17 protein-coding genes are annotated in these 18,319 nt (G+C 73.5%); 11 read left to right on the forward strand and 6 right to left on the reverse strand.

Annotation, left to right across the window (positions count from 1 at the left end; all coding sequences use genetic code 11):
* Window positions 1-2 precede the first annotated feature (2 nt).
* The gene (locus ACFYVL_RS15405; RefSeq protein WP_389244765.1) at window positions 3-809 is read right to left on the reverse strand and encodes an IclR family transcriptional regulator; all 807 of its coding nucleotides are present in this window, start codon (window positions 807-809) and stop codon (window positions 3-5) included.
* Window positions 810-1,098: 289 nt separating this feature from the next.
* Between ACFYVL_RS15405 and allB the strand changes: the two genes are divergently transcribed.
* Together allB and alc are read left to right on the forward strand one after the other, a co-directional pair.
* Window positions 1,099-2,463 (forward strand): allantoinase AllB, encoded by a 1,365-nt coding sequence (allB, locus tag ACFYVL_RS15410; RefSeq protein ID WP_389244841.1) that lies wholly within the window; start codon window positions 1,099-1,101, stop codon window positions 2,461-2,463.
* A 2-nt stretch (window positions 2,464-2,465) separates the two neighbouring features.
* Window positions 2,466-3,578 (forward strand): allantoicase, encoded by a 1,113-nt coding sequence (gene alc, locus ACFYVL_RS15415; RefSeq protein ID WP_389244767.1) that lies wholly within the window; start codon window positions 2,466-2,468, stop codon window positions 3,576-3,578.
* Window positions 3,579-3,666: 88 nt separating this feature from the next.
* On the opposite strand, the gene ACFYVL_RS15420 is transcribed toward alc, so the two are convergent.
* Window positions 3,667-4,839, reverse strand: coding sequence for a PP2C family protein-serine/threonine phosphatase (locus ACFYVL_RS15420; protein ID WP_389244769.1), 1,173 nt, complete (start codon window positions 4,837-4,839; stop codon window positions 3,667-3,669).
* A 44-nt stretch (window positions 4,840-4,883) separates the two neighbouring features.
* Here ACFYVL_RS15420 and ACFYVL_RS15425 point away from each other — a divergent pair, with 44 nt between their 5' ends.
* A complete protein-coding gene (locus tag ACFYVL_RS15425; RefSeq protein WP_389244771.1) occupies window positions 4,884-5,405 on the forward strand; it encodes a MarR family transcriptional regulator in 522 nt (173 codons plus the stop codon).
* 366 nt (window positions 5,406-5,771) lie between these two features.
* On the forward strand, window positions 5,772-7,430 hold the full coding sequence (locus ACFYVL_RS15430) for a SpoIIE family protein phosphatase (protein WP_389244773.1): 1,659 nt from the start codon (window positions 5,772-5,774) through the stop codon (window positions 7,428-7,430).
* Between the two features lie 155 nt (window positions 7,431-7,585).
* Here ACFYVL_RS15430 and ACFYVL_RS15435 read toward each other — a convergent pair whose 3' ends face one another.
* Complete coding sequence (locus ACFYVL_RS15435) at window positions 7,586-8,353, reverse strand: SDR family oxidoreductase (RefSeq protein WP_389244775.1); 768 nt, start codon at window positions 8,351-8,353, stop codon at window positions 7,586-7,588.
* A 232-nt stretch (window positions 8,354-8,585) separates the two neighbouring features.
* On the opposite strand from ACFYVL_RS15435, the gene ACFYVL_RS15440 reads away from it, so the two are divergent.
* Window positions 8,586-9,509, forward strand: coding sequence for a DMT family transporter (locus tag ACFYVL_RS15440; RefSeq protein ID WP_389244843.1), 924 nt, complete (start codon window positions 8,586-8,588; stop codon window positions 9,507-9,509).
* A gap of 91 nt (window positions 9,510-9,600) precedes the next feature.
* Here ACFYVL_RS15440 and ACFYVL_RS15445 read toward each other — a convergent pair whose 3' ends face one another.
* Window positions 9,601-9,843, reverse strand: coding sequence for a hypothetical protein (locus ACFYVL_RS15445; protein ID WP_389244777.1), 243 nt, complete (start codon window positions 9,841-9,843; stop codon window positions 9,601-9,603).
* A 158-nt stretch (window positions 9,844-10,001) separates the two neighbouring features.
* On the opposite strand from ACFYVL_RS15445, the gene ACFYVL_RS15450 reads away from it, so the two are divergent.
* The 3 genes from ACFYVL_RS15450 to ACFYVL_RS15460 are packed head-to-tail and all read left to right on the forward strand — an operon-like array spanning window position 10,002 to window position 13,125.
* Window positions 10,002-11,225: a sensor histidine kinase gene (locus ACFYVL_RS15450; RefSeq protein ID WP_389244779.1), complete on the forward strand. Its 1,224-nt coding sequence runs from the start codon at window positions 10,002-10,004 to the stop codon at window positions 11,223-11,225.
* Complete coding sequence (locus tag ACFYVL_RS15455) at window positions 11,222-11,905, forward strand: response regulator (protein WP_389244781.1); 684 nt, start codon at window positions 11,222-11,224, stop codon at window positions 11,903-11,905. Before ACFYVL_RS15450 ends, ACFYVL_RS15455 begins: the two co-directional genes overlap by 4 nt.
* 35 nt (window positions 11,906-11,940) lie before the next feature.
* Window positions 11,941-13,125, forward strand: a complete 1,185-nt coding sequence (locus tag ACFYVL_RS15460) for a cytochrome P450 (protein WP_389244845.1) — start codon at window positions 11,941-11,943, stop codon at window positions 13,123-13,125.
* A gap of 151 nt (window positions 13,126-13,276) precedes the next feature.
* Here the strand turns inward: ACFYVL_RS15460 and ACFYVL_RS15465 are convergent, their stop codons facing one another.
* The gene (locus tag ACFYVL_RS15465) at window positions 13,277-14,221 is read right to left on the reverse strand and encodes a helix-turn-helix domain-containing protein (protein ID WP_389244783.1); all 945 of its coding nucleotides are present in this window, start codon (window positions 14,219-14,221) and stop codon (window positions 13,277-13,279) included.
* Window positions 14,222-14,331: 110 nt separating this feature from the next.
* Here ACFYVL_RS15465 and ACFYVL_RS15470 point away from each other — a divergent pair, with 110 nt between their 5' ends.
* Window positions 14,332-14,982 (forward strand): NAD(P)-dependent oxidoreductase, encoded by a 651-nt coding sequence (locus ACFYVL_RS15470; protein ID WP_389244785.1) that lies wholly within the window; start codon window positions 14,332-14,334, stop codon window positions 14,980-14,982.
* 135 nt (window positions 14,983-15,117) lie between these two features.
* Here the strand turns inward: ACFYVL_RS15470 and ACFYVL_RS15475 are convergent, their stop codons facing one another.
* Window positions 15,118-16,119, reverse strand: a complete 1,002-nt coding sequence (locus ACFYVL_RS15475; protein WP_389244786.1) for a Gfo/Idh/MocA family oxidoreductase — start codon at window positions 16,117-16,119, stop codon at window positions 15,118-15,120.
* A 138-nt stretch (window positions 16,120-16,257) separates the two neighbouring features.
* Between ACFYVL_RS15475 and ACFYVL_RS15480 the strand changes: the two genes are divergently transcribed.
* Complete coding sequence (locus ACFYVL_RS15480; protein ID WP_389244788.1) at window positions 16,258-17,022, forward strand: GntR family transcriptional regulator; 765 nt, start codon at window positions 16,258-16,260, stop codon at window positions 17,020-17,022.
* Between the two features lie 218 nt (window positions 17,023-17,240).
* On the forward strand, window positions 17,241-18,257 hold the full coding sequence (locus ACFYVL_RS15485) for a substrate-binding domain-containing protein (RefSeq protein WP_389244790.1): 1,017 nt from the start codon (window positions 17,241-17,243) through the stop codon (window positions 18,255-18,257).
* Window positions 18,258-18,319: the final 62 nt, after the last annotated feature.

The raw sequence follows: 18,319 nt of genomic DNA on the forward strand, positions 1-18,319 counted from the left end.
CGTCAGGACTGGGGCGGGCTCGTGCTGGTCAGGGCGACCGACAGGTCCTGGGCCACTTCCTGGAGGATCGGCACGATGCGGTCCGTGGCCGCCTCCGTGACACGGCCCGCGGGCCCGGAGATCGAAACGGCGGCGGCGGTCGGCGAGTTCGGTACGGAGACCGCGAGGCAGCGCACCCCGATCTCCTGCTCGTTGTCGTCCACCGCGTACCCCACCCGGCGCACCTGCTCCAGGGCGTCCAGGAAGCCCTCCGGGGTGGTGATCGTCTTCTCGGTGGCGGCAGGCATTCCGGTACGGGCCAGCAGGGCGCGCACCTCGTCCGGCGGGGTGTGCGCGAGCAGCGCCTTGCCCACGCCCGTCGAGTGCGGCAGCACCCGGCGGCCCACCTCGGTGAACATCCGCATCGAGTGCTTGGAGGGCACCTGGGCGACGTAGACGATCTCGTCGCCGTCCAGCAGTGCCATGTTGGCGGTCTCGCCGGTCTCCTCGACCAGCCGCGCCAGGTACGGGCGGGCCCAGGTGCCGAGCAGCCGCGAGGCGCTCTCGCCGAGCCGGATCAGCCGGGGGCCGAGCGAGTAGCGCCGGTTGGGCTGCTGTCGTACGTAGCCGCAGGCGACGAGCGTGCGCATCAGCCGGTGGATGGTCGGCAGCGGCAGTCCGCTGCTGGCGGAGAGTTCGCTCAGCCCGACCTCACCGCCCGCGTCGGCCATTCGCTCAAGGAGGTCGAAGGCGCGCTCCAGTGACTGCACGCCGCCACTCGCGGCGGCAGGCTTGGAAGCGTCGGTGGCGCTGGCGCTGGACGTCGGCACGGAGCGGTCCTTTCGGGGCTGGCAGGCAAGGCAGCAGACTACCTGTGGTAGTCCCGGGTGCCCCTCATGGTGGGAGCTACGTTCTACAGAGCGGAATCCTAATTCCATTCTGTGGAAACATCCAAGGGTGGTGTCGGTCGTCACATCGGACCGGCCCGGAGCGGGCCGACCCTTGACGATGTCGCGGCCCGGGGAAAGACTCCGCTTCAACAGAACGTTGAAGAACGTGGGAGCGTCGCTGACCCAGCCGACCCGCCTGTTCTACGCGAAGGAGCCGTGAGTGTCGGACGTGACCGCCGAAACCGTGCCGGACCTGGTGCTGCGCTCGCAGCGCGTCGTCACCCCCGAGGGCACCCGCCCCGCCTCCGTCGCCGTCGCGGCCGGAAGGATCGTCGCGGTGCTCCCGTACGACGCCTACGGCCCCGGGGGCGCCGCACTGCCGGCCGGTGCCCGCGTCGAGGACCTCGGCGAGCACGCCCTGCTGCCCGGCCTGGTCGACACCCATGTGCATGTGAACGACCCGGGCCGCACCGAGTGGGAGGGTTTCTGGACCGCCACCCGGGCCGCCGCCGCCGGTGGCATCACCACCCTCCTCGACATGCCGCTCAACTCGCTGCCGCCGACCACCACGCCCGGGAACCTGCGGGTCAAGCAGGACGTGGCCCGGCCCAAGGCGCACATCGACACCGGTTTCTGGGGCGGCGCGATCCCGGACAACGTCGCCGACCTCAAGCCGCTCCACGACGCCGGGGTGTTCGGCTTCAAGTGCTTCCTCTCGCCCTCCGGCGTCGAGGAGTTCCCCGAGCTGGACCAGGACCAGCTGGCCCGCTCCATGGCGGAGATCGCCGGGTTCGGCGGCCTGCTCATCGTGCACGCCGAGGACCCCCACCACCTGGCCGAGGCCCCGCAGAGGTCCGGCGGCAAGTACGCCGACTTCCTCGCCTCCCGGCCGCGCGACGCCGAGAACACCGCCATCGAGGGCCTCATCGCCCTCGCCAGGCGCCTCGACGCCCGGGTGCACGTACTGCACCTGTCCTCCTCCGACGCGCTGCCGCTGATCGCCGCCGCCAAGCGCGAGGGCGTACGGATCTCCGTCGAGTCGTGCCCGCACTTCCTCACCCTCACCGCCGAGGAGGTCCCCGACGGGGCCACCGAGTTCAAGTGCTGTCCGCCGATCCGCGAGGCCGAGAACCAGGACGTGCTCTGGGCGGGACTGGCCGACGGCACCATCGACTGCGTCGTCTCCGACCACTCGCCGTGCACCACCGACCTCAAGACCCCGGACTTCGCGTCCGCCTGGGGCGGCATCTCCTCCCTCCAGCTCGGCCTGCCCGCCATCTGGACCGAGGCCCGCAGGCGCGGCCACTCCCTCGACGACGTCGTCCGCTGGATGTCCGCCGCGCCCGCCGCGCTCGCCGGACTGACCCGCAAGGGCGCCATCGAGGCGGGCCGGGACGCCGACTTCGCGGTCCTGGCCCCCGAGGAGACCTTCACCGTCGACCCGGCACACCTCTTCCACCGCAACCAGGTCACGGCGTACGCGGGCAAGACCCTGCACGGCGTGGTCAAGCAGACCTGGCTGCGCGGTGAGCGCATCAACGACGAAGGCACGCTGACCGAGCCCGCGGGCCGCCTGCTCGAAAGGAACAAGTAGCCATGACGGAGATACCCTCCTTCACCGGTGACGCCAGCCCGTACGGCGGCGGCGACCCGTACGCCGACTACCGCACGGCCGTCTTCCCCTTCACCCACCTCGCCGACCTGGCCGACCGCCGGCTCGGCGCGGGCGTGATCGCCGCGAACGACGAGTTCTTCGCCGAGCGCGAGAACCTGCTCGTCCCCGAGCCCGCCCACTTCGACCCCGAGCACTTCGGGCACAAGGGCAAGATCATGGACGGCTGGGAGACCCGCCGCCGCCGCGGTGTCGGTGCCGAGCAGCCGCATCCCACCGAGGACGACCACGACTGGGCGCTGGTGCGTCTGGGCGCCCCCGGCGTCGTACGCGGCGTCGTCGTCGACACCGCCCACTTCCGCGGCAACTACCCGCAGGCCGTGTCCGTCGAGGGCACCTCGGTGCCCGGCTCCCCGTCGCCCGAGGACCTGCTGTCCGGCGACGTGAAGTGGACGACCCTCGTCCCGCGCACCGCGATCGGCGGCCACGCGGCCAACGGCTTCGAGGTCACCGTCGAGCAGCGCTTCACGCACCTGCGGGTCAACCAGCACCCCGACGGCGGCATCGCCCGCCTGCGGGTGTACGGCGAGGTCGTCCCCGACCCGGCGTGGCTCACCACCCTCGGCACCTTCGACCTGGTCGCCCTGGAGAACGGCGGACGTGTCGAGGACGCCTCCGACCGCTTCTACTCGCCCGCCACCAACACCATCCAGCCGGGCCGCTCCCGCAAGATGGACGACGGCTGGGAGACCCGGCGCCGCCGCGACAAGGGCAACGACTGGATCAGCTACCACCTGGTCGAGCAGGCCGAGATCCGCGCCGTCGAGATCGACACCGCCTACCTCAAGGGCAACTCGGCGGGCTGGGCGGCCCTGTCGGTGCGCGACGGCGCGGGGGAGTGGACCGAGATCCTGCCCCGCACCCGCCTCCAGCCCGACACCAACCACCGCTTCGTGCTGGCCTCCGCCCCGGCAGCCGACCAGGTGCGCGTCGACATCTTCCCCGACGGCGGCATCTCCCGGCTGCGCCTCTTCGGCTCGCTGACCGAGCGGGGCGCCGCCGCGCTGGCCGCCCGCCACCACGAACTCGGCGACTGACGAGCCGGGTCACGCACGGCAGTGGGGCCCGCCGGCCGACACCGGCGGGCCCCACTGCCGTACCCGTGCACCCGCGCACGGGCATGCGTCAGGACGCGGGGCGGCCGTGCCAGTCCATGCAGACGATCATCGCGTCGTCCTCCGCGAGCACCGCGCCCCGGTGCCCCGCCAGCTCCTGCAGCACCGCGCGCGGCACCTGCGGCGGCGGCAGCAGCCGGGTCGACTGGATCGCCCTGGCCAGGGCCCGCTCGCTGTAGCGCTCACCGGCCGGGGACGCCACGTCGTACACCCCGTCGCTGACGAACAGCAGCCGGTCGCCGGGCAGCACCTGCAGGGACTGCGCCGTGTACACGGTGTCCTCGAACATGCCCAGCGGCAGCTGCTGCTCCAGGTCGATCCACTCCACGACGCCCTCCCGCAGCCGCCACACCCGCGGCGAACCCGCGTCGACGATCTCCACGTTCCCGGTCGGCAGGTGGAAGCGCAGCAGCAGTACGGAGAGGTGCAGCGCGCCCCGGTGCCTGCCGTAGACCGCCTGGTCGGCCAGACACGCCTGGTCGGTGAGGGACAGCCCGGCCCGGCGCGCGTTGCGCAGGGCGTTGATGGCGAGGCTGGTGAGCAGGGCAGCGTCGATGCCCTCGCCCATGCCGTTGGTGAGGGCGAGGGTGAGGTGGTCGGCGGAGGTCGACCAGTCGAAGTTGTCGCCGTGGATCGCGTACGCCGGCTCCAGCTGCGCGCCGAGCTGGTACTCGGCCCTGGCACAGGAGCGGCCCGGCAGCAGCTGCCACTGGATCTCCGCCGCCAGCGTCAGCCGCTCCGCCCTGCGGGCCTGGAGATAGAGGTCGGTGTCCCGCTCGGCCACCACGATCTGGTGCCCCAGCGCCTCCGCGACGTCCTCCAGCTCGGCCACCACCTCGGCGTCGTACCGCTCCTCGGGCAGTGTGACCGAGAGCACGCCGAGCCGGTCGCCGCGGACCGTCACCGGAAGGTGTGCGGTCACCGAATCCGGGAAGGAGCCCGCGCACGAATACGGCTGCTGGGCACCGAAGGCCCGCCCCGGCGCACCCGTGTGTGCCGATACGGGCTCGGAGGTTCGGGGGAGCGCTCCGACCGGTTGCAGTATCGTCATGGCGTAGTCGGCCATGAGCAGGTCGACTCCCAGGGAGCCGTAGAGGTCCGTGAGGACCGTGCGCACCGTGTCGAGCAGTGCGTGGGGAGCGGCGGCACGCAGGGTGCGTTCCACGGACGCGAGTCTGTCCAAGGCCGGAAAGTCACTTTCTCGAAGGATGTACGGGGAGGGCCAGCGTGAACCTCCAGGACTCACGCCGCGGTGGAGCGGGCGGTCCGGAAGGCGGGGCGGCGGGGGCCACGGGGGTGGCCTGTGAGGTGATCGCGCTGCTCGAAGTGCTCTGGGAGCGCGGCCGGGACGCCGTGTCCCCCGCGCCGGTCTCTTCCTCGCAACTGCGGGTCCTGCACATCCTGGAGCGCGACGCGGGTATCAATCTGCGCACCCTGGCCGAGGTGCTGGGCGCGGCGCCGCCCTCGGTCAGCAGGCTCTGCGACCGGCTGGAGGCGCTCGGCTACCTGAAGCGCTCGGCCAGCGCGGTCAGCAGGCGCGAGGTCGAACTGCGGCTCACCGGACCGGGCCGCAGCTACCTGCGGGACCTGCGGGCACGGCGCGAGGAGGCGCTGGTGGCCGCCGTCGCGGCGATGCCGGCCGGTGCGCGCGAGGCGCTCACGTACGGGCTCCAGGAGTTCCGCGCGGCGGTGGAGGAGGGGCCGCTGGCGATGGAGGACACGGCCGCGCGGCCTGCCAGGTCCGCCTAGCGCGTCCGGCGGCGCGACCCCGTGCGGGAGGTTCCGGCCACGAGCCGCTGTGGTGCGCGTCGTACCCGTCACGGCACCGCCCTTTCCCGACTGTTGCGGGCCTCCGCCCGGCGACAACCCGGCGAGCCGGTCCGCGCGCGCATCGTATCGGCTGTGTGGGACTCGTGTACACGCAGGGTCGTAACATCCCGATATTGGGGGATGGTTCAGGTTTTGCTGTGGAGGTCCTGTGGGTGCGGCTTGCCACGCCAGGGCCCGGCGCGAGACGGTTGCCGTGCGGCAACAATTGTCGTCGTGTGCCGACCACGCAGAGAGGGTGGCAGGAGCCGGACGGCCCCTCGGCCGCACCGTGCTTCGTCCGCAGTTGTGACTTCCTCCCCACGCTCCACGGACCGCCCCTTCGAAGGGGTGCCCCCGATCGCCGCCGACAACGGCGCGGCGATGGCGCACGCCCTGGTGGAGGGCGGCCTCGGCGCCGTGGTGATGCTGGACGCGACCGGCCTGGTACGCCTGGTGAACGAGTCGGCCCGCCAGCTCTTCCCGCTGCTGCGCGAGTTCGGGACACTGCGCGCACCCCTGGTGCCGGGCTGGCTGGCGGCGGCCCAGTACGCCGGCCGCACAACGGCCGAAGGCGCCTGCGGCACACGGCGGTTGACCGCCCGGCGGATGCCGCTGCCCGACGGGCACCAGGCCTGGCTGCTGACCGACGTGACCCGCGAACTGGCCTGGCAGCGCCGCTGGCAGGAGGAACGCGACCGGACCGACTTCCTCGCCGTGGCCTCCGCCCGGCTGGTGTCCGCCCCCGGCTGGCGCGCCTCGGTGCGGGCCACGGCCGAACTGGCCAGCCAGTCCCTGGCCGACGCCGCCGTGGTGGTCGTGGGCGCGGGCCCGGTCGGCGGGATCCCCGCCGACCGGCTCTGGCTGGCCTCCGCGGTCGGCGGCGGCCTCACCGGGGAACGCGTACTCACCGAGGAACCGGCCGGGCTGCCCGGACTCGTGGAGGCCCTGGCGGGGACGCTGCCCGCACCCGTCCGCTGGGCGGAACCCGGGGCCGTGCCCCGCTGGCTGGCCCCCGAGGGCTTCGGCTCACGGGGCCCGGCACTTCTCGCGCCGCTGCCCGCGAACGCCTGCACCGCGGGCGCCCTCGTCCTGCTGCGCCGCGGCCGGGCCCCCGCCTTCACCGACGAGGAACTGCTCTTCGCCCGGGTCTACGCCGCCCGCGCCGGGGCGGCCATCGCGGCGGCGGCCCTCCAGGCCGACACCGCCGAGACCAACGAGGTGCTCCGGCGCTCCCTGCTGCCGCCGGTGCTGCGCAGGTCCGGCGGACTCGACCTGGCTGCCGCCTACCGGGCCTCCCGGGCCACCGACCTGATCGGCGGCGACTTCTACGACGTCCACCCGGGGGCGGGCCCCGGCGCGGAGACCTTCCTCGTGCTCGGCGACGTCTGCGGCAAGGGCGCACGGGCGGCCGTGCTCACCGGCAAGATCCGCAACACCCTGGCCGCACTGCGGTACTTGGAGAGCGACCACGGCCGTCTCCTCGAACTCCTCAACGCCACCCTCCTGGACGAGGCCGACAGCCGCTTCGCCACCATGGTGCTCGCCGGGGCCACCCCGCGCGGCCACGGCGAGGTCGCGCTGCGGCTGACCGCCGCCGGACACCCGGCGCCGCTGATCGTCCGCACCGACGGCACCGTCGAGGAGGTACCGACCAGGGGCACGCTCATCGGGGCGCTGCCGACCGTCACCACCCGCACCTGCCGGGCCGTGCTGCGGGCCGGGGACGTCTGTCTGCTCTACTCCGACGGCGTCACCGAGGCCAGGGGCGGCCCCGGGTCGGAGATGCTCGGCGACGCCCGGCTGCGCGCCACCCTCGCCGACTGCGCGGGTCTGCCGGTGGCCGCGGTGATCGACCGGGTGGAGGCGCTGACCGCGCGGTGGCTGGGCACCCGCGAGCACGACGACATCGCCCTCCTCGGCATCGCGGCCCCACGTGCGCAGCCGGGCGCGGGGAACGAGGACTAGCCGGGGCACGCGCCGGAGACCGGGACGCGGCCGGGGCGTGCGGGACCGACGGAGGCCGGGTGCGCGGGGCGTACGGCGACGACGGCCGCTGACCCGTGGGGCCGGCCGCCGCCGTCTTCGTACCGCTCGGTTCCCCGGGGCACCCGGGGCGGTGGTCAGGCCGAGTGGCCGCCGTCCATGACCAGTTCGGCGCCCGTCACATAGGCGCCCTCGTCGCTCGCGAGGAAGGCGACCAGCGCCGCCGCCTCCTGGGGGCGTCCGAACCGGCCGAGCGCCGTGTTCGCGCGCTGCGGCTCCGCGAACGGGCCGTCCGCCGGGTTCATGTCCGTGTCGACCGCGCCGGGGTGGATCAGGTTCACGGTGATGCCCCGGTCGCCGACCTCCCGGGCGAGCGACTTGGTCAGCCCGGTCAGCGCCGACTTGCTCATGGCGTACAGACTGCCGCCGGGGCCGCCCGCGTACCGGGCGAGGGCCGAGCCGGTCGAGACGATCCGGCCGCCGTCCTCCAGTACCGAGGCCGCCGCCTGCGAGGCCAGGAACACCGCCCGCACATTGACGGCGAGCACCCGGTCCACGTCCGCCAGCGTCAGGCCCTCGATCGGGCCCAGCACGCCGATGCCCGCGTTGTTGACCAGGACGTCCAGCCGGCCGAAGGCGTCGGCCGCCGTCGCCACGGCCGCCGTGACCGACTCCGCGTCCGCCGAGTCCATCCGTACCGCCAGACCGCGCCGGCCGAGCGCCTCGATCCTGCGCACCACGTCCTGGGCCGCCTGCTCGTTCGTCACATAGGTGACCGCCACGTCGGCGCCGTCCCGGGCGAGCCGCAGGGCGATCGACGCCCCGATGCCCCGGCTGCCGCCGGTGACCAGGGCCGCCCTGGTGGTGGTCGCGGTGCCGGTCGTCGGGTGCGTGGTCGTAGCCATGTCGCGTTCCTCTTCCTTCGTCTTCCCGGTGTTCCGCAAGCGCCGTGCGGTGCTTGCGAGTTCAAGGAAAGCCGTCGGCCGGACCCCGTGCTGGCGCCATTCGGACACCGACTCCACGGCCCGTGAAGTGCGCCGGAACACCTTCCCGGCAAGATCGCCTGCCGGTACGGTGAGCGTTCCGCGTGCGAGCCGCCGAAGCCTCCACACCGCACCGTCCGTGGGAGACCGCACCGTGGCCGCCACCCCCTCCGCCGTACCCGCCCCCGCGTCCCTGCGCGCCACCCGGTTCGCCGACCTGCCGGTCCTCGCGGTCGCCGCCGTCTGGGGCGCCAGCTACCTCGCCGCCAAGGGGATCACCACCACGCAGACCGTGGTCGCCGTCCTGGTGCTGCGGTTCGCGATCGTGCTGCCGGTCCTCGTCGTCGCCGGGTGGCGGCGGCTGCGGGCGCTGCGGGCCGCGCAGTGGCGGGGCGCGGGCCTGCTCGGCCTCGTGCTCAGCGGCATCTTCCTGCTGGAGACGTACGGCGTCGTGCACACCTCGGCGACCAACGCCGGGCTCATCATCAGCCTCACGATGATCTTCACGCCGCTCGCCGAGGCCGCCGTGACGCGGACGGCGCCGTCCCGGGCGTTCCTGGCCGCCGCCGGGCTCTCGGTGCTCGGCGTGGTGCTGCTGACGCAGGGCGGCGGCTTCACCGAGCCCTCGGCCGGCGACCTGCTGATGCTGCTGGCCGCGCTCGCCCGGACCGCGCACGTGCTGCTGATGTCCCGGAGCAAGGCGGTCGCGGGCGCGGACGCGCTCTCCCTGACCACGGTGCAACTCGGTGCGGCGGTGGCCGTGTTCGTGGTGCTCGCGGCGGTGCCGGGGACCGGCCCCTCGCCGTGGCGGGTGGCCGCCGGGTTCGGTGCGGGGGAGTGGGCGGGGCTGCTGTTCCTGGCAGTGTTCTGCACGCTGTTCGCGTTCGCCGTGCAGATGTGGGCGGTACGCCGCAGCTCGCCCTCGCGGGTCAGTCTGCTGCTCGGTACGGAGCCGCTGTGGGCGGCGGCCGTCGGCATCGCGATCGGCGGCGAACGCCTGGGCGCGGTCGGCCTGTTGGGCGGCGTACTGGTGCTGGCGGGCACGGCCTGGGGGCGGCGGGCCTCGACCCCGGAGTGAGGTGACGGTGCCCCGGGGGAGGGCGACGAGGGGGCGGTGCCCGGTTGCGGGGGACGGGCGGTGCTCGGGGAAGTCCCGCCCGTACCGGCCGTCAGCGGGAGGTGCTGCTGGTGTCCTTGTCGCGGTCGCCGGACCTGCCGGTGCGCTCCGCCGCCACGATCAGGGCGAGGCCCGCCGCGGCCACCACGATGTTCGCGTAGATCTCATAACCCTCGAACCAGCCCAGCTTGTCCACGATCGTCCACAGCTTGAACCAGTCGAACCACTCGTGAATGAGCCCGCCGACGCCCCACAGCACCAGCAGGAAACCGACGACTTCCAGAATTCGCTTCATGCGCCACAGCCTGGCCTTTCCGGGACGTCACCCGGAATCCTCCGTCGGGCTGCCGCACCCCCGTACCGCCACGCCGAAAGTCGCGACCTCGGCGACTTTGGTCGCGCCCTGGGCCCCAAGTCCCCCCGCACCCCGCCCACCTGCGTACTTTTGTACACATGAGCGATCAGGAATACCGGTGGCTGCTGCCGTCGGCGTTGGGCCCGGACGGGGCGTCCGGGGACGGCAAGGGGAACGGTGCGAGGGTGCGCCGGACACCGCGCGACTGGATCGTCGACCTCGCCATGTTCCTCCTGGCCGCGCTCATGGGGGTCGGCGTGGCCACCACCTCCTACGAGATCGGCGGCCCCGGCGCCGTACTGGTCTTCGACCAGGTCACCGGGGCGCTCGCCTGCTGCGCGCTGTGGCTGCGGCGGCGCTGGCCGACCGGGCTCGTCGTCGCGCTCATCGTGCTGGGCATCGTCGCGCCGACCGCCTCCGGCGCCATGATCGCCGCACTGTTCGGCGTCACCATCCACCGGCCGCTGAAGGTGGCGGGCCCGCTGGCCGGCGCCGCGATCGTCAGCGGACTGCTCCAGACCTGGCTGCGGCCCGACCCCACCGTCTCCTGGCGGGTGTCGGTGGTCGCCACCGTGGTCATCGTCCTGCTGGTGGTCGGCTGGGGCATGTTCGTACGCTCCCGCCGCCAACTGGTGGAGTCCCTGCACGAGCGCGCCGTGCGCGCCGAGACCGAGGCCGTGCTGCGGGCCGAGCAGGCCCAGCGGCTGGCCCGCGAGGCCATCGCCCGCGAGATGCACGACGTGCTCGCCCACCGGCTCAGCCTGCTCAGCGTGCACGCCGGAGCCCTGGAGTTCCGGCCCGACGCACCTCCCGCCGAGGTCGCCCGCGCCGCCGGAGTCATCCGGGACAGCGCCCACGAGGCACTGCAGGACCTCCGGGAGATCATCGGCGTGCTCCGCAGCCCCGGCGCCGGGGACGAGGACCGCCCGCAGCCCACGCTGGACACCCTCGACGCCCTGGTCGCCGAGTCCCGGCAGGCCGGCACCAAGGCAACCCTCCACAACGGGGTCGACGACGCGGCGGCCGTCCCCGCCGCCCTCGGCCGCACCGTCTACCGCATCGCCCAGGAGGGCCTGACCAACGCCCGCAAGCACGCGCCGGGCGCCGAGGTCGCCGTCCGCGTCACCGGCCGGGCGGGCGACGGACTCACCGTGGAGATCAGCAACCCGGCCCCCGTCGGCCCGGTGCCCCGGGTGCCCGGATCGGGGCAGGGTCTCATCGGCCTCACCGAGCGGGCCACCCTCGCCGGTGGCAGGCTCACCCACGGACCCCGGCCCGACGGCGGCTTCGCGATCACCGCTTGGCTACCGTGGGGCCCATGACGACCAGCATCAGGCTTCTCCTCGTGGACGACGACCCGCTCGTGCGGGCCGGACTCACCTTCATGCTCGGCGGCGCCGAGGACATCGACATCGTCGGCGAGGCCGCAGACGGCGCCCAGGCCCTCACCGCGGTCGAGGAGTTGAAGCCCGACGTCGTCCTGATGGACATCCGGATGCCGGTCGTGGACGGACTCACCGCCACCGAGCAGCTGCGGGCCCGGCCCGGCGCCCCCGAGATCGTCGTCCTCACCACCTTCCACGCCGACGAACAGGTGCTGCGCGCCCTGCGGGCCGGCGCCGCGGGCTTCGTGCTCAAGGACACCCCGCCGGCCGAGATCGTCGCCGCGGTGCGCCGGGTCGCGGCGGGCAACCCGGTGCTCTCCCCGGCCGTCACCCAGCAGCTCATCACCCATGTCGCGGGCACCGGCGGCACCGAGGACCGGCAGGGCCGCGCCCAGCAGCGGCTCGCCCAACTCGCCGACCGGGAGCGGGAGGTGGCCGTCGCCGTCGGCCGCGGCTGCTCCAACGCGGAGATCGCGGCCGAGCTGTACATGAGCGTGCCCACCGTCAAGACGCACGTCTCGCGCATCCTCGCCAAGCTGGAACTGAACAACCGGGTCCAGATCGCGCTGCTCGCCCACGACGCCGGGCTGCTCGACGGAGGCGGCGACGTAGGGTGAAGGAGGAGAGCGTGAGTCAACGGGAGGGGCACATCATGGCGGTCGTCGATCTGCGGGAGCACACCGAGGAGTTCACCGCGAACCCCTATCCGTTCTACGCGAAGCTGCGCGAGAGCGGTCCCGCCCACTACGTCCGCACCCACGACGTGGAGGAGATGCTGCTGATAGTCGGGTACGAGGAGGGCAGGAAGGCCCTCGCGGACCCCCGGCTCAGCAAGAACTGGCGCCACTTCGAGCGGGCGGGCGAGCCCGAGACCGCCATGAGCGCCAACATGCTGGAGGCCGACCCGCCGCACCACACCCGGCTGCGCAAGCTCGTCACCCGCGAGTTCACCGCCCGCCGGGTCGAGGCGATGCGCCCGCGCGTCCAGCAGATCACCGACGAACTCCTCGACGCCATGACGGAGAAGGGGCGCACCTCGGCCGATCTGGTCGACGCGCTCGCCTTCCCGCTGCCGATGACGGTCATCTGCGAACTCCTCGGCGTGCCCGACCTCGACCGGGACCGGTTCCGCGTCTGGTCCAACGAGGTCGTCGCGCCGACCGGTGTCGAGGCCAGCACCGCCGCCGCCCAGGAGATGAGCGTCTACCTCGCCGAACTGATCGAGGACAAGCGCTGCTCGCCCGGCGAGGACCTGCTCAGCGGCCTCATCAGGACCCGGGACGAGGGCGGCGACCGGCTCACCTCCGACGAACTCATCGGCATGGCCTTCCTGCTGCTCGTCGCCGGCCACGAGACCACCGTCAACCTCATCTCCAACGGGGTGCGCGCCCTGCTGGACCACCCCGAGCAACTGGCCGCCCTGCGCGCGGACTTCGACGGGCTGATCGACGGCGCGGTGGAGGAGATGCTCCGCTACGACGGCCCGGTGGAGACCTCCACCTTCCGCTTCACCAGCGAACCCGTCGAGATCGGCGGGATATCCGTCCCGGCGGGCAAGGCCGTCCTGGTCGCCGCGGCAGCCGCGGACCACGACCCGGCGCGCTACCCCGAGCCCGACCGCTTCGACATCCGCCGCTCCACCCAGGGCCACCTCGCCTTCGGCCACGGCATCCACTTCTGCCTGGGCGCCCCGCTGGCCCGCATGGAGGGCCGCATCGCCGTCCGCTCGCTGCTCGAACGCTGCCCCGACCTGGCCGCCGACCCGGCCGGCGGCGCACTCCAGTGGCTGCCCGGACTGCTGATCAGGGGCGTACGGAAGTTCCCCGTCCGCTGGTGAGCGGGGCACCGCCCACAGCCCCGCGCACCCCGGCCGTATCCCGGGCCCCCGTTGCGTCGGGCGCCCCGGCCGCCCCGCTCGCGGCCACCCTCCGGCGGAACCCGGCCACAGCCGTATGCCGTCGTCCGTCGTCGCGTGCACGAACCCGTGACTAGGGGGCGGCCCGCGGGGAGTCGCGGACCTGGCCCGCGGGGTCCTCGCCGCGGGAGGTGTGGCGGAAGGCCAACGGGCTGCTGCCGGTGCGCTGCTGGAAGAACTTCCCGAAGTTCGCCGCGTCCCCGAAGCCCAGCAGGCCCGCGATCCTGGCCGCGCTGTGGTCGCTGTGGGCGAGCAGCCTGCGGGCCTCCAGGACCACCCTGCGGTCGATGAACTCCTTCGCCCCGACCCCCGCCGCGGCGAGCGTGGCCCGCGACAGGGTGCGCGGGGCGTAGCCCAGCTCGCGGGCGTAGTCCTCGACGCGCCGGGTCCGGGCGAAGCCCCGCTCCACGGCGGCCCGGAAGCGCAGATAGGTGTCGGGACTGTCGCAGGTCACCACCTCCTCCGCGGGCGGGGCCAGCCGCAGCACCAGGGCGGCGAGCAGATGGCGGAGTACGGCGAGGTGGGTCTCCAGGGGGAGCGGGGAGCCGTCCCGCAGCGACCGGAACTCGTGGTCCAGGTGGTCCAGGGCACGCCGGGCGGCGATCCGGACCGGCTCGGCAGGGCGCAGTACCGTCGGCCCGAAGGGGTCGTCCAGCCGGGCCGCCGCGCTGGTCGCCGGATCGGGGAAGCCCGCCTCGAACAGGACGAGCAGCCCCTCCGCCCCGGCCAGCTCGTCCCAGCGGTGCACCTGCCCCGGCCGCACCCACAGCCACTCGCCGGGCAGCAGCCGGTACGAGGCGAAGTCGACCATCAGCGGGAGCACCCCGCGGTCCAGCACCAGCAGGTGGTGGAAGTCCGGACGGTGCGGTGCGGAGAGCGAGCCCGCACAGGCGTTGCCGCGCAGCGTGGCGAGGGTGAGCACCTCGACACCGGCCGGGACCGAGCTGGGAGCGCGGAACCTGACCTCGGGGATGGGCCGGCCCCCCGATTCACCCGCTTGTCGCTTTTTCACCACCATGTGTCCGGAGCGTACCCGGCATTCACGCCCTCCACCTCCTATGTTGAAGGAGAGACGGAGCGACACCCCGCACCGCTTCCCCAAAATCACCACCCCCGGAAGGACCTCCCATGGCCAAGATCACCCTCTTCGGCGCCACCGGCACCATCGGCAGCCGCATCCTGCGCGAGGCCCTCGACCGCGGCCACCAGGTCACCGCCGTCGTCCGCGACCCCGCCGGGCTGACCGCGGACCACCAGAACCTCACCGTCGTCACCGGTGACGTCCTCGACCCGGCCTCGGTCACCGGTGCCGCCAAGGGCCAGGACGTCGTCGTCAGCGCGGTCGGCGGCGGCGACGGCCCCGGCCACATCGCGACGATCGCCCCCTCGGCGCGGGCCCTGGTGGCGGGCGTGCGCGCGCTCGGCACCCCGGCGCCCCGGCTGATCTCGGTGGGCGGCGCGGGTTCGCTGCGCACCCCGGACGGCAAGCAGGTGTGGGACGCCGAGGGCCTGCCCGAGTTCCTGCTGCAGATCATGCACGCGCACGGCGACGCGCTGGACTTCTACCGCACCGTGACCGACGTCGACTGGACCAACCTCAGCCCGGCCGGGACGATCGAGCCCGGCGAGCGCACCGGCACGTACCGCACGGACACCGAGAACCTGGTCCTGGACCCGGAGGGCAACAGCCGGATCAGCGCGGAGGACTACGCGGTGGCGCTGGTGGACGAGATCGAGCGCCCGCAGCACGCGGGGGAGCGGTTCACGGTCGGCTTCTGAGCGCACCCCGGGGCGGGAGCGAGCGGCGGCGCGGGAGCGGCGGGACCCGGTCCGGCACCGATACCCGGTCCGGCACCGGCACTCGGTCCAGCACCGGCATCCCGTCCGGCACCGGCATCCAGCCCGGCACCCGGGTCAGAGCCTGGGTATCTCCGCCACCCGCACCGCCCGCCCCTCCCGGCGGGACACCTCGCACGCCTCCGCCACCCGCAGCGCCCGCAGTGCCTCCCGGCCGTCGCAGGGGTTGGCCCGTTCGCCCCGTACGACCTGGAGGAACGCGTCCAGCTCCGCCTCGTACGCCGGGGCGAACCGCTCCAGGAAACCGGCCCACGGCTTCGCCGGTGCGGGCGGGCCGGCCGGCTCCGTGGAGGTGAGCGGCGTGCGGTCGTCGAGGCCCACCGCCAACTGGTTCTGCTCCCCGGCCAGTTCCATCCGGACGTCGTACCCGGCGCCGTTGCAGCGGGTCGCCGTCGCCGTGGCCAGCACCCCGTCGTCCAGGGTCAGCACCACCGCGGCCGTCGCCACGTCGTCCGCCGCCGCGAACATCGGGTCGCCCGCCGCCGATCCCGCCGCGTACACCTCGACCACCTCGCGCCCGGTGACCCAGCGCAGGATGTCGAAGTCGTGCACGAGGCAGTCCCGGTAGAGACCGCCGGACAGCGGCAGGTAGGCGGCCGGGGGCGGGGTGGCGTCGGAGGAGACGGTGCGCACCGTGTGCAGCCGGCCCAGCTCGCCCGAGCGCACCCGGGCGCGGGCCGCCGCGTACCCGGCGTCGAACCGGCGCATGAAGCCGAGCTGGAGCGGCGTGCCCGCGGCCTCCACCTCGCGCAGTGCCGCCAGGGTGCCCGGCAGGTCGACGGCGATCGGCTTCTCGCAGAAGGCGGGCAGTCCCGCGCGGGCCGCCCGGCCGATCTGGTCCGCGTGCGCGGCGGTCGCCGACGCGATCACCACCGCGTCCAGCCCCGACGTCCACAGGTCCTCGGCCGGGGCGAAAGCGGCCCCCGTGCGCCGGGCGACCTCGGCGGCCCGGCCGGCGTCCGCGTCCGCGACGACCAGCGAGTCCACCGCCGGATGCCGGGAGAGCACCTCCGCGTGGAAGGATCCGATGCGGCCCGTGCCCATGAGTCCGATACGCATGTCCCCCACTCGACAACAGGCGTGACGCACTGTCAAGGAAGATGTCAGGACATCAGGACAACCCGACGTCCGGTCAACCTTCCAGGCCTCGCACGGGACTTGGTGACGGGCCGCCGCACCGGCACTACGCTCGCTGCCGTGCCCAAACAAGCGACCGCTCCCACTGTCGCCCTCCAGCTCGGTGTGGACCGCAGCAGCCCCGTTCCCCTCTACTTCCAGCTCTCCCAGCAGCTCGAAGCGGCCATAGAGAAGGGCCGGCTGCCGCCCGGCAGCCTGCTGGGCAACGAGGTCGACCTCGCCGGGCGTCTGGGCCTGTCCCGGCCGACCGTCCGCCAGGCCATCCAGACCCTCGTCGACAAGGGCCTGCTGGTGCGCCGTCGCGGGGTCGGCACCCAGGTCGTGCACAGCCAGGTCCGCCGCCCGCTCGAACTGAGCAGCCTGTACGACGACCTCGCCGCCGCCGGGCAGCGCCCCGCCACCCGCGTCCTGCACAACGCCGTCGAACGGGCCGGCCCCGAGGTCGCCGCCGCGCTCGGGCTCGCGGAGGGCGCCGAGGTGCACCGCATCGACCGGCTGCGCTCCGCCCACGACGAGCCCATGGCGTTCCTGCGCAACCACCTCCCGGCCGGACTGCTCGTCCTGGACAGCGCGGCACTGGAGGCCACCGGCCTGTACCGGATGATGCGCGCCGCCGGGGTCACCCTGCACAGCGCCCGGCAGACGGTGGGGGCCCGCGCGGCCGGGGCCGAGGAGGCGGCACTGCTCGACGAGAGCGCCGGGGCGCCCCTGCTGACCATGGAGCGGCGCACCTACGACGGCACCGGCCGCGCCGTCGAGTTCGGCTCGCACCTCTACCGGGCGTCCCGGTACACCTTCGACTTCCAGCTCCTCGTACGGGCGTGAGGCGGGCGTCCGGGCGGGCGCCGGGCGGCGCACCCGTACGGGCGCGGGGAGCGCACGGTGGCGGGCGTGCGGCCGGTGCGGTGCCCAACTCTGTTGCCCCGTGCGCCTGTTCGCCCGTGAAGAATGTCCGGACAAACCATTGACGCCGTCGTACCGCCCCCGTTAGAACACCCCCAGCCGTCAACGGGGCGGCGGGGGAGACGAGGCGGACTCACATCATGCCCACCACTCGCACGGCCCGGTACGCGACCCTCCTGGCCGCCACCTGCGCACTCGCCGCACTCACCCTCACCGGGTGCAGCGGATCGGGCGGCAAGGGATCCGAGGAGAAACCGGCGCAGACCGGGGGCGAGGGCGGCAGGGCGGCCGACACGCCCCGGATGAAGATCGCGATGATCACGCACTCCGGCGAGGGCGACACCTTCTGGGACATCGTGCAGAGCGGCGCCAAGGCCGCCGCGGCCAAGGACAACGTCGAGTTCCTCTACTCCGCGAACAAGGAGGGCAAGGAGCAGGCCCAGCTCGTCGAGGCCGCCATCGACCAGAAGGTGCAGGGCATAGTGGTCACGCTGGCGAAGCCGGAGGCGGTGGGCGCGGCCGTGAAGAAGGCCGTCGCGGCCGGCATCCCGGTGGTGACCATCAACTCCGGCGGCCGGCACTCGAAGGCCCTGGGCGCGCTCAGCCACATCGGCCAGGACGAGGCCGTCGCGGGCGAGGGCGTCGGCGAGGAGCTGACCAGGAGGGGCAGGAAGAAGGCCCTGTGCGTCATCCACGAGCAGGGCAACGTCTCCCTGGAGGAGCGCTGCGCGGGCGTGAAGAAGGCCTTCCAGGGGAGTGTGGAGAACCTCAACGTGGAGGGCACCAACATGCCCGCCACCACCTCCTCCATCGAGGCCAAGCTGCAGACCGCCAAGGACATCGACGCCGTCGTCACCCTGGGCGCCCCGTTCGCGGACGCGACGGTGAAAGCAAAGGCCGGGTCCGGCAGCACGGCGGAGGTCGACACCTTCGACCTCAACGCGGCCGTCGTGAAGAGTCTCAAGTCACAGGACGTCGGATTCGCCGTCGACCAGCAGCCCTACCTCCAGGGGTACCTCGCCGTCGACGAGATCTGGCTGAATCGCACCAATGGAAACGTTCTGGGCGGCGGCAAACCCGTCCTGACCGGACCCGCGATCGTCACGGCGAAGGACGTCCCCGCGCTGGAGAAGTACACGGCTCGCGGCACCCGATGACGTACCCGCTGACCACACGGCGCACCCCCATGCCGGATACTTGGGCGGCCGGGGTCTGGCTG

The organism is Streptomyces sp. NPDC004111, from assembly GCF_042874215.1.
In the GTDB taxonomy this organism is placed as follows: Bacteria; Actinomycetota; Actinomycetes; order Streptomycetales; family Streptomycetaceae; genus Streptomyces.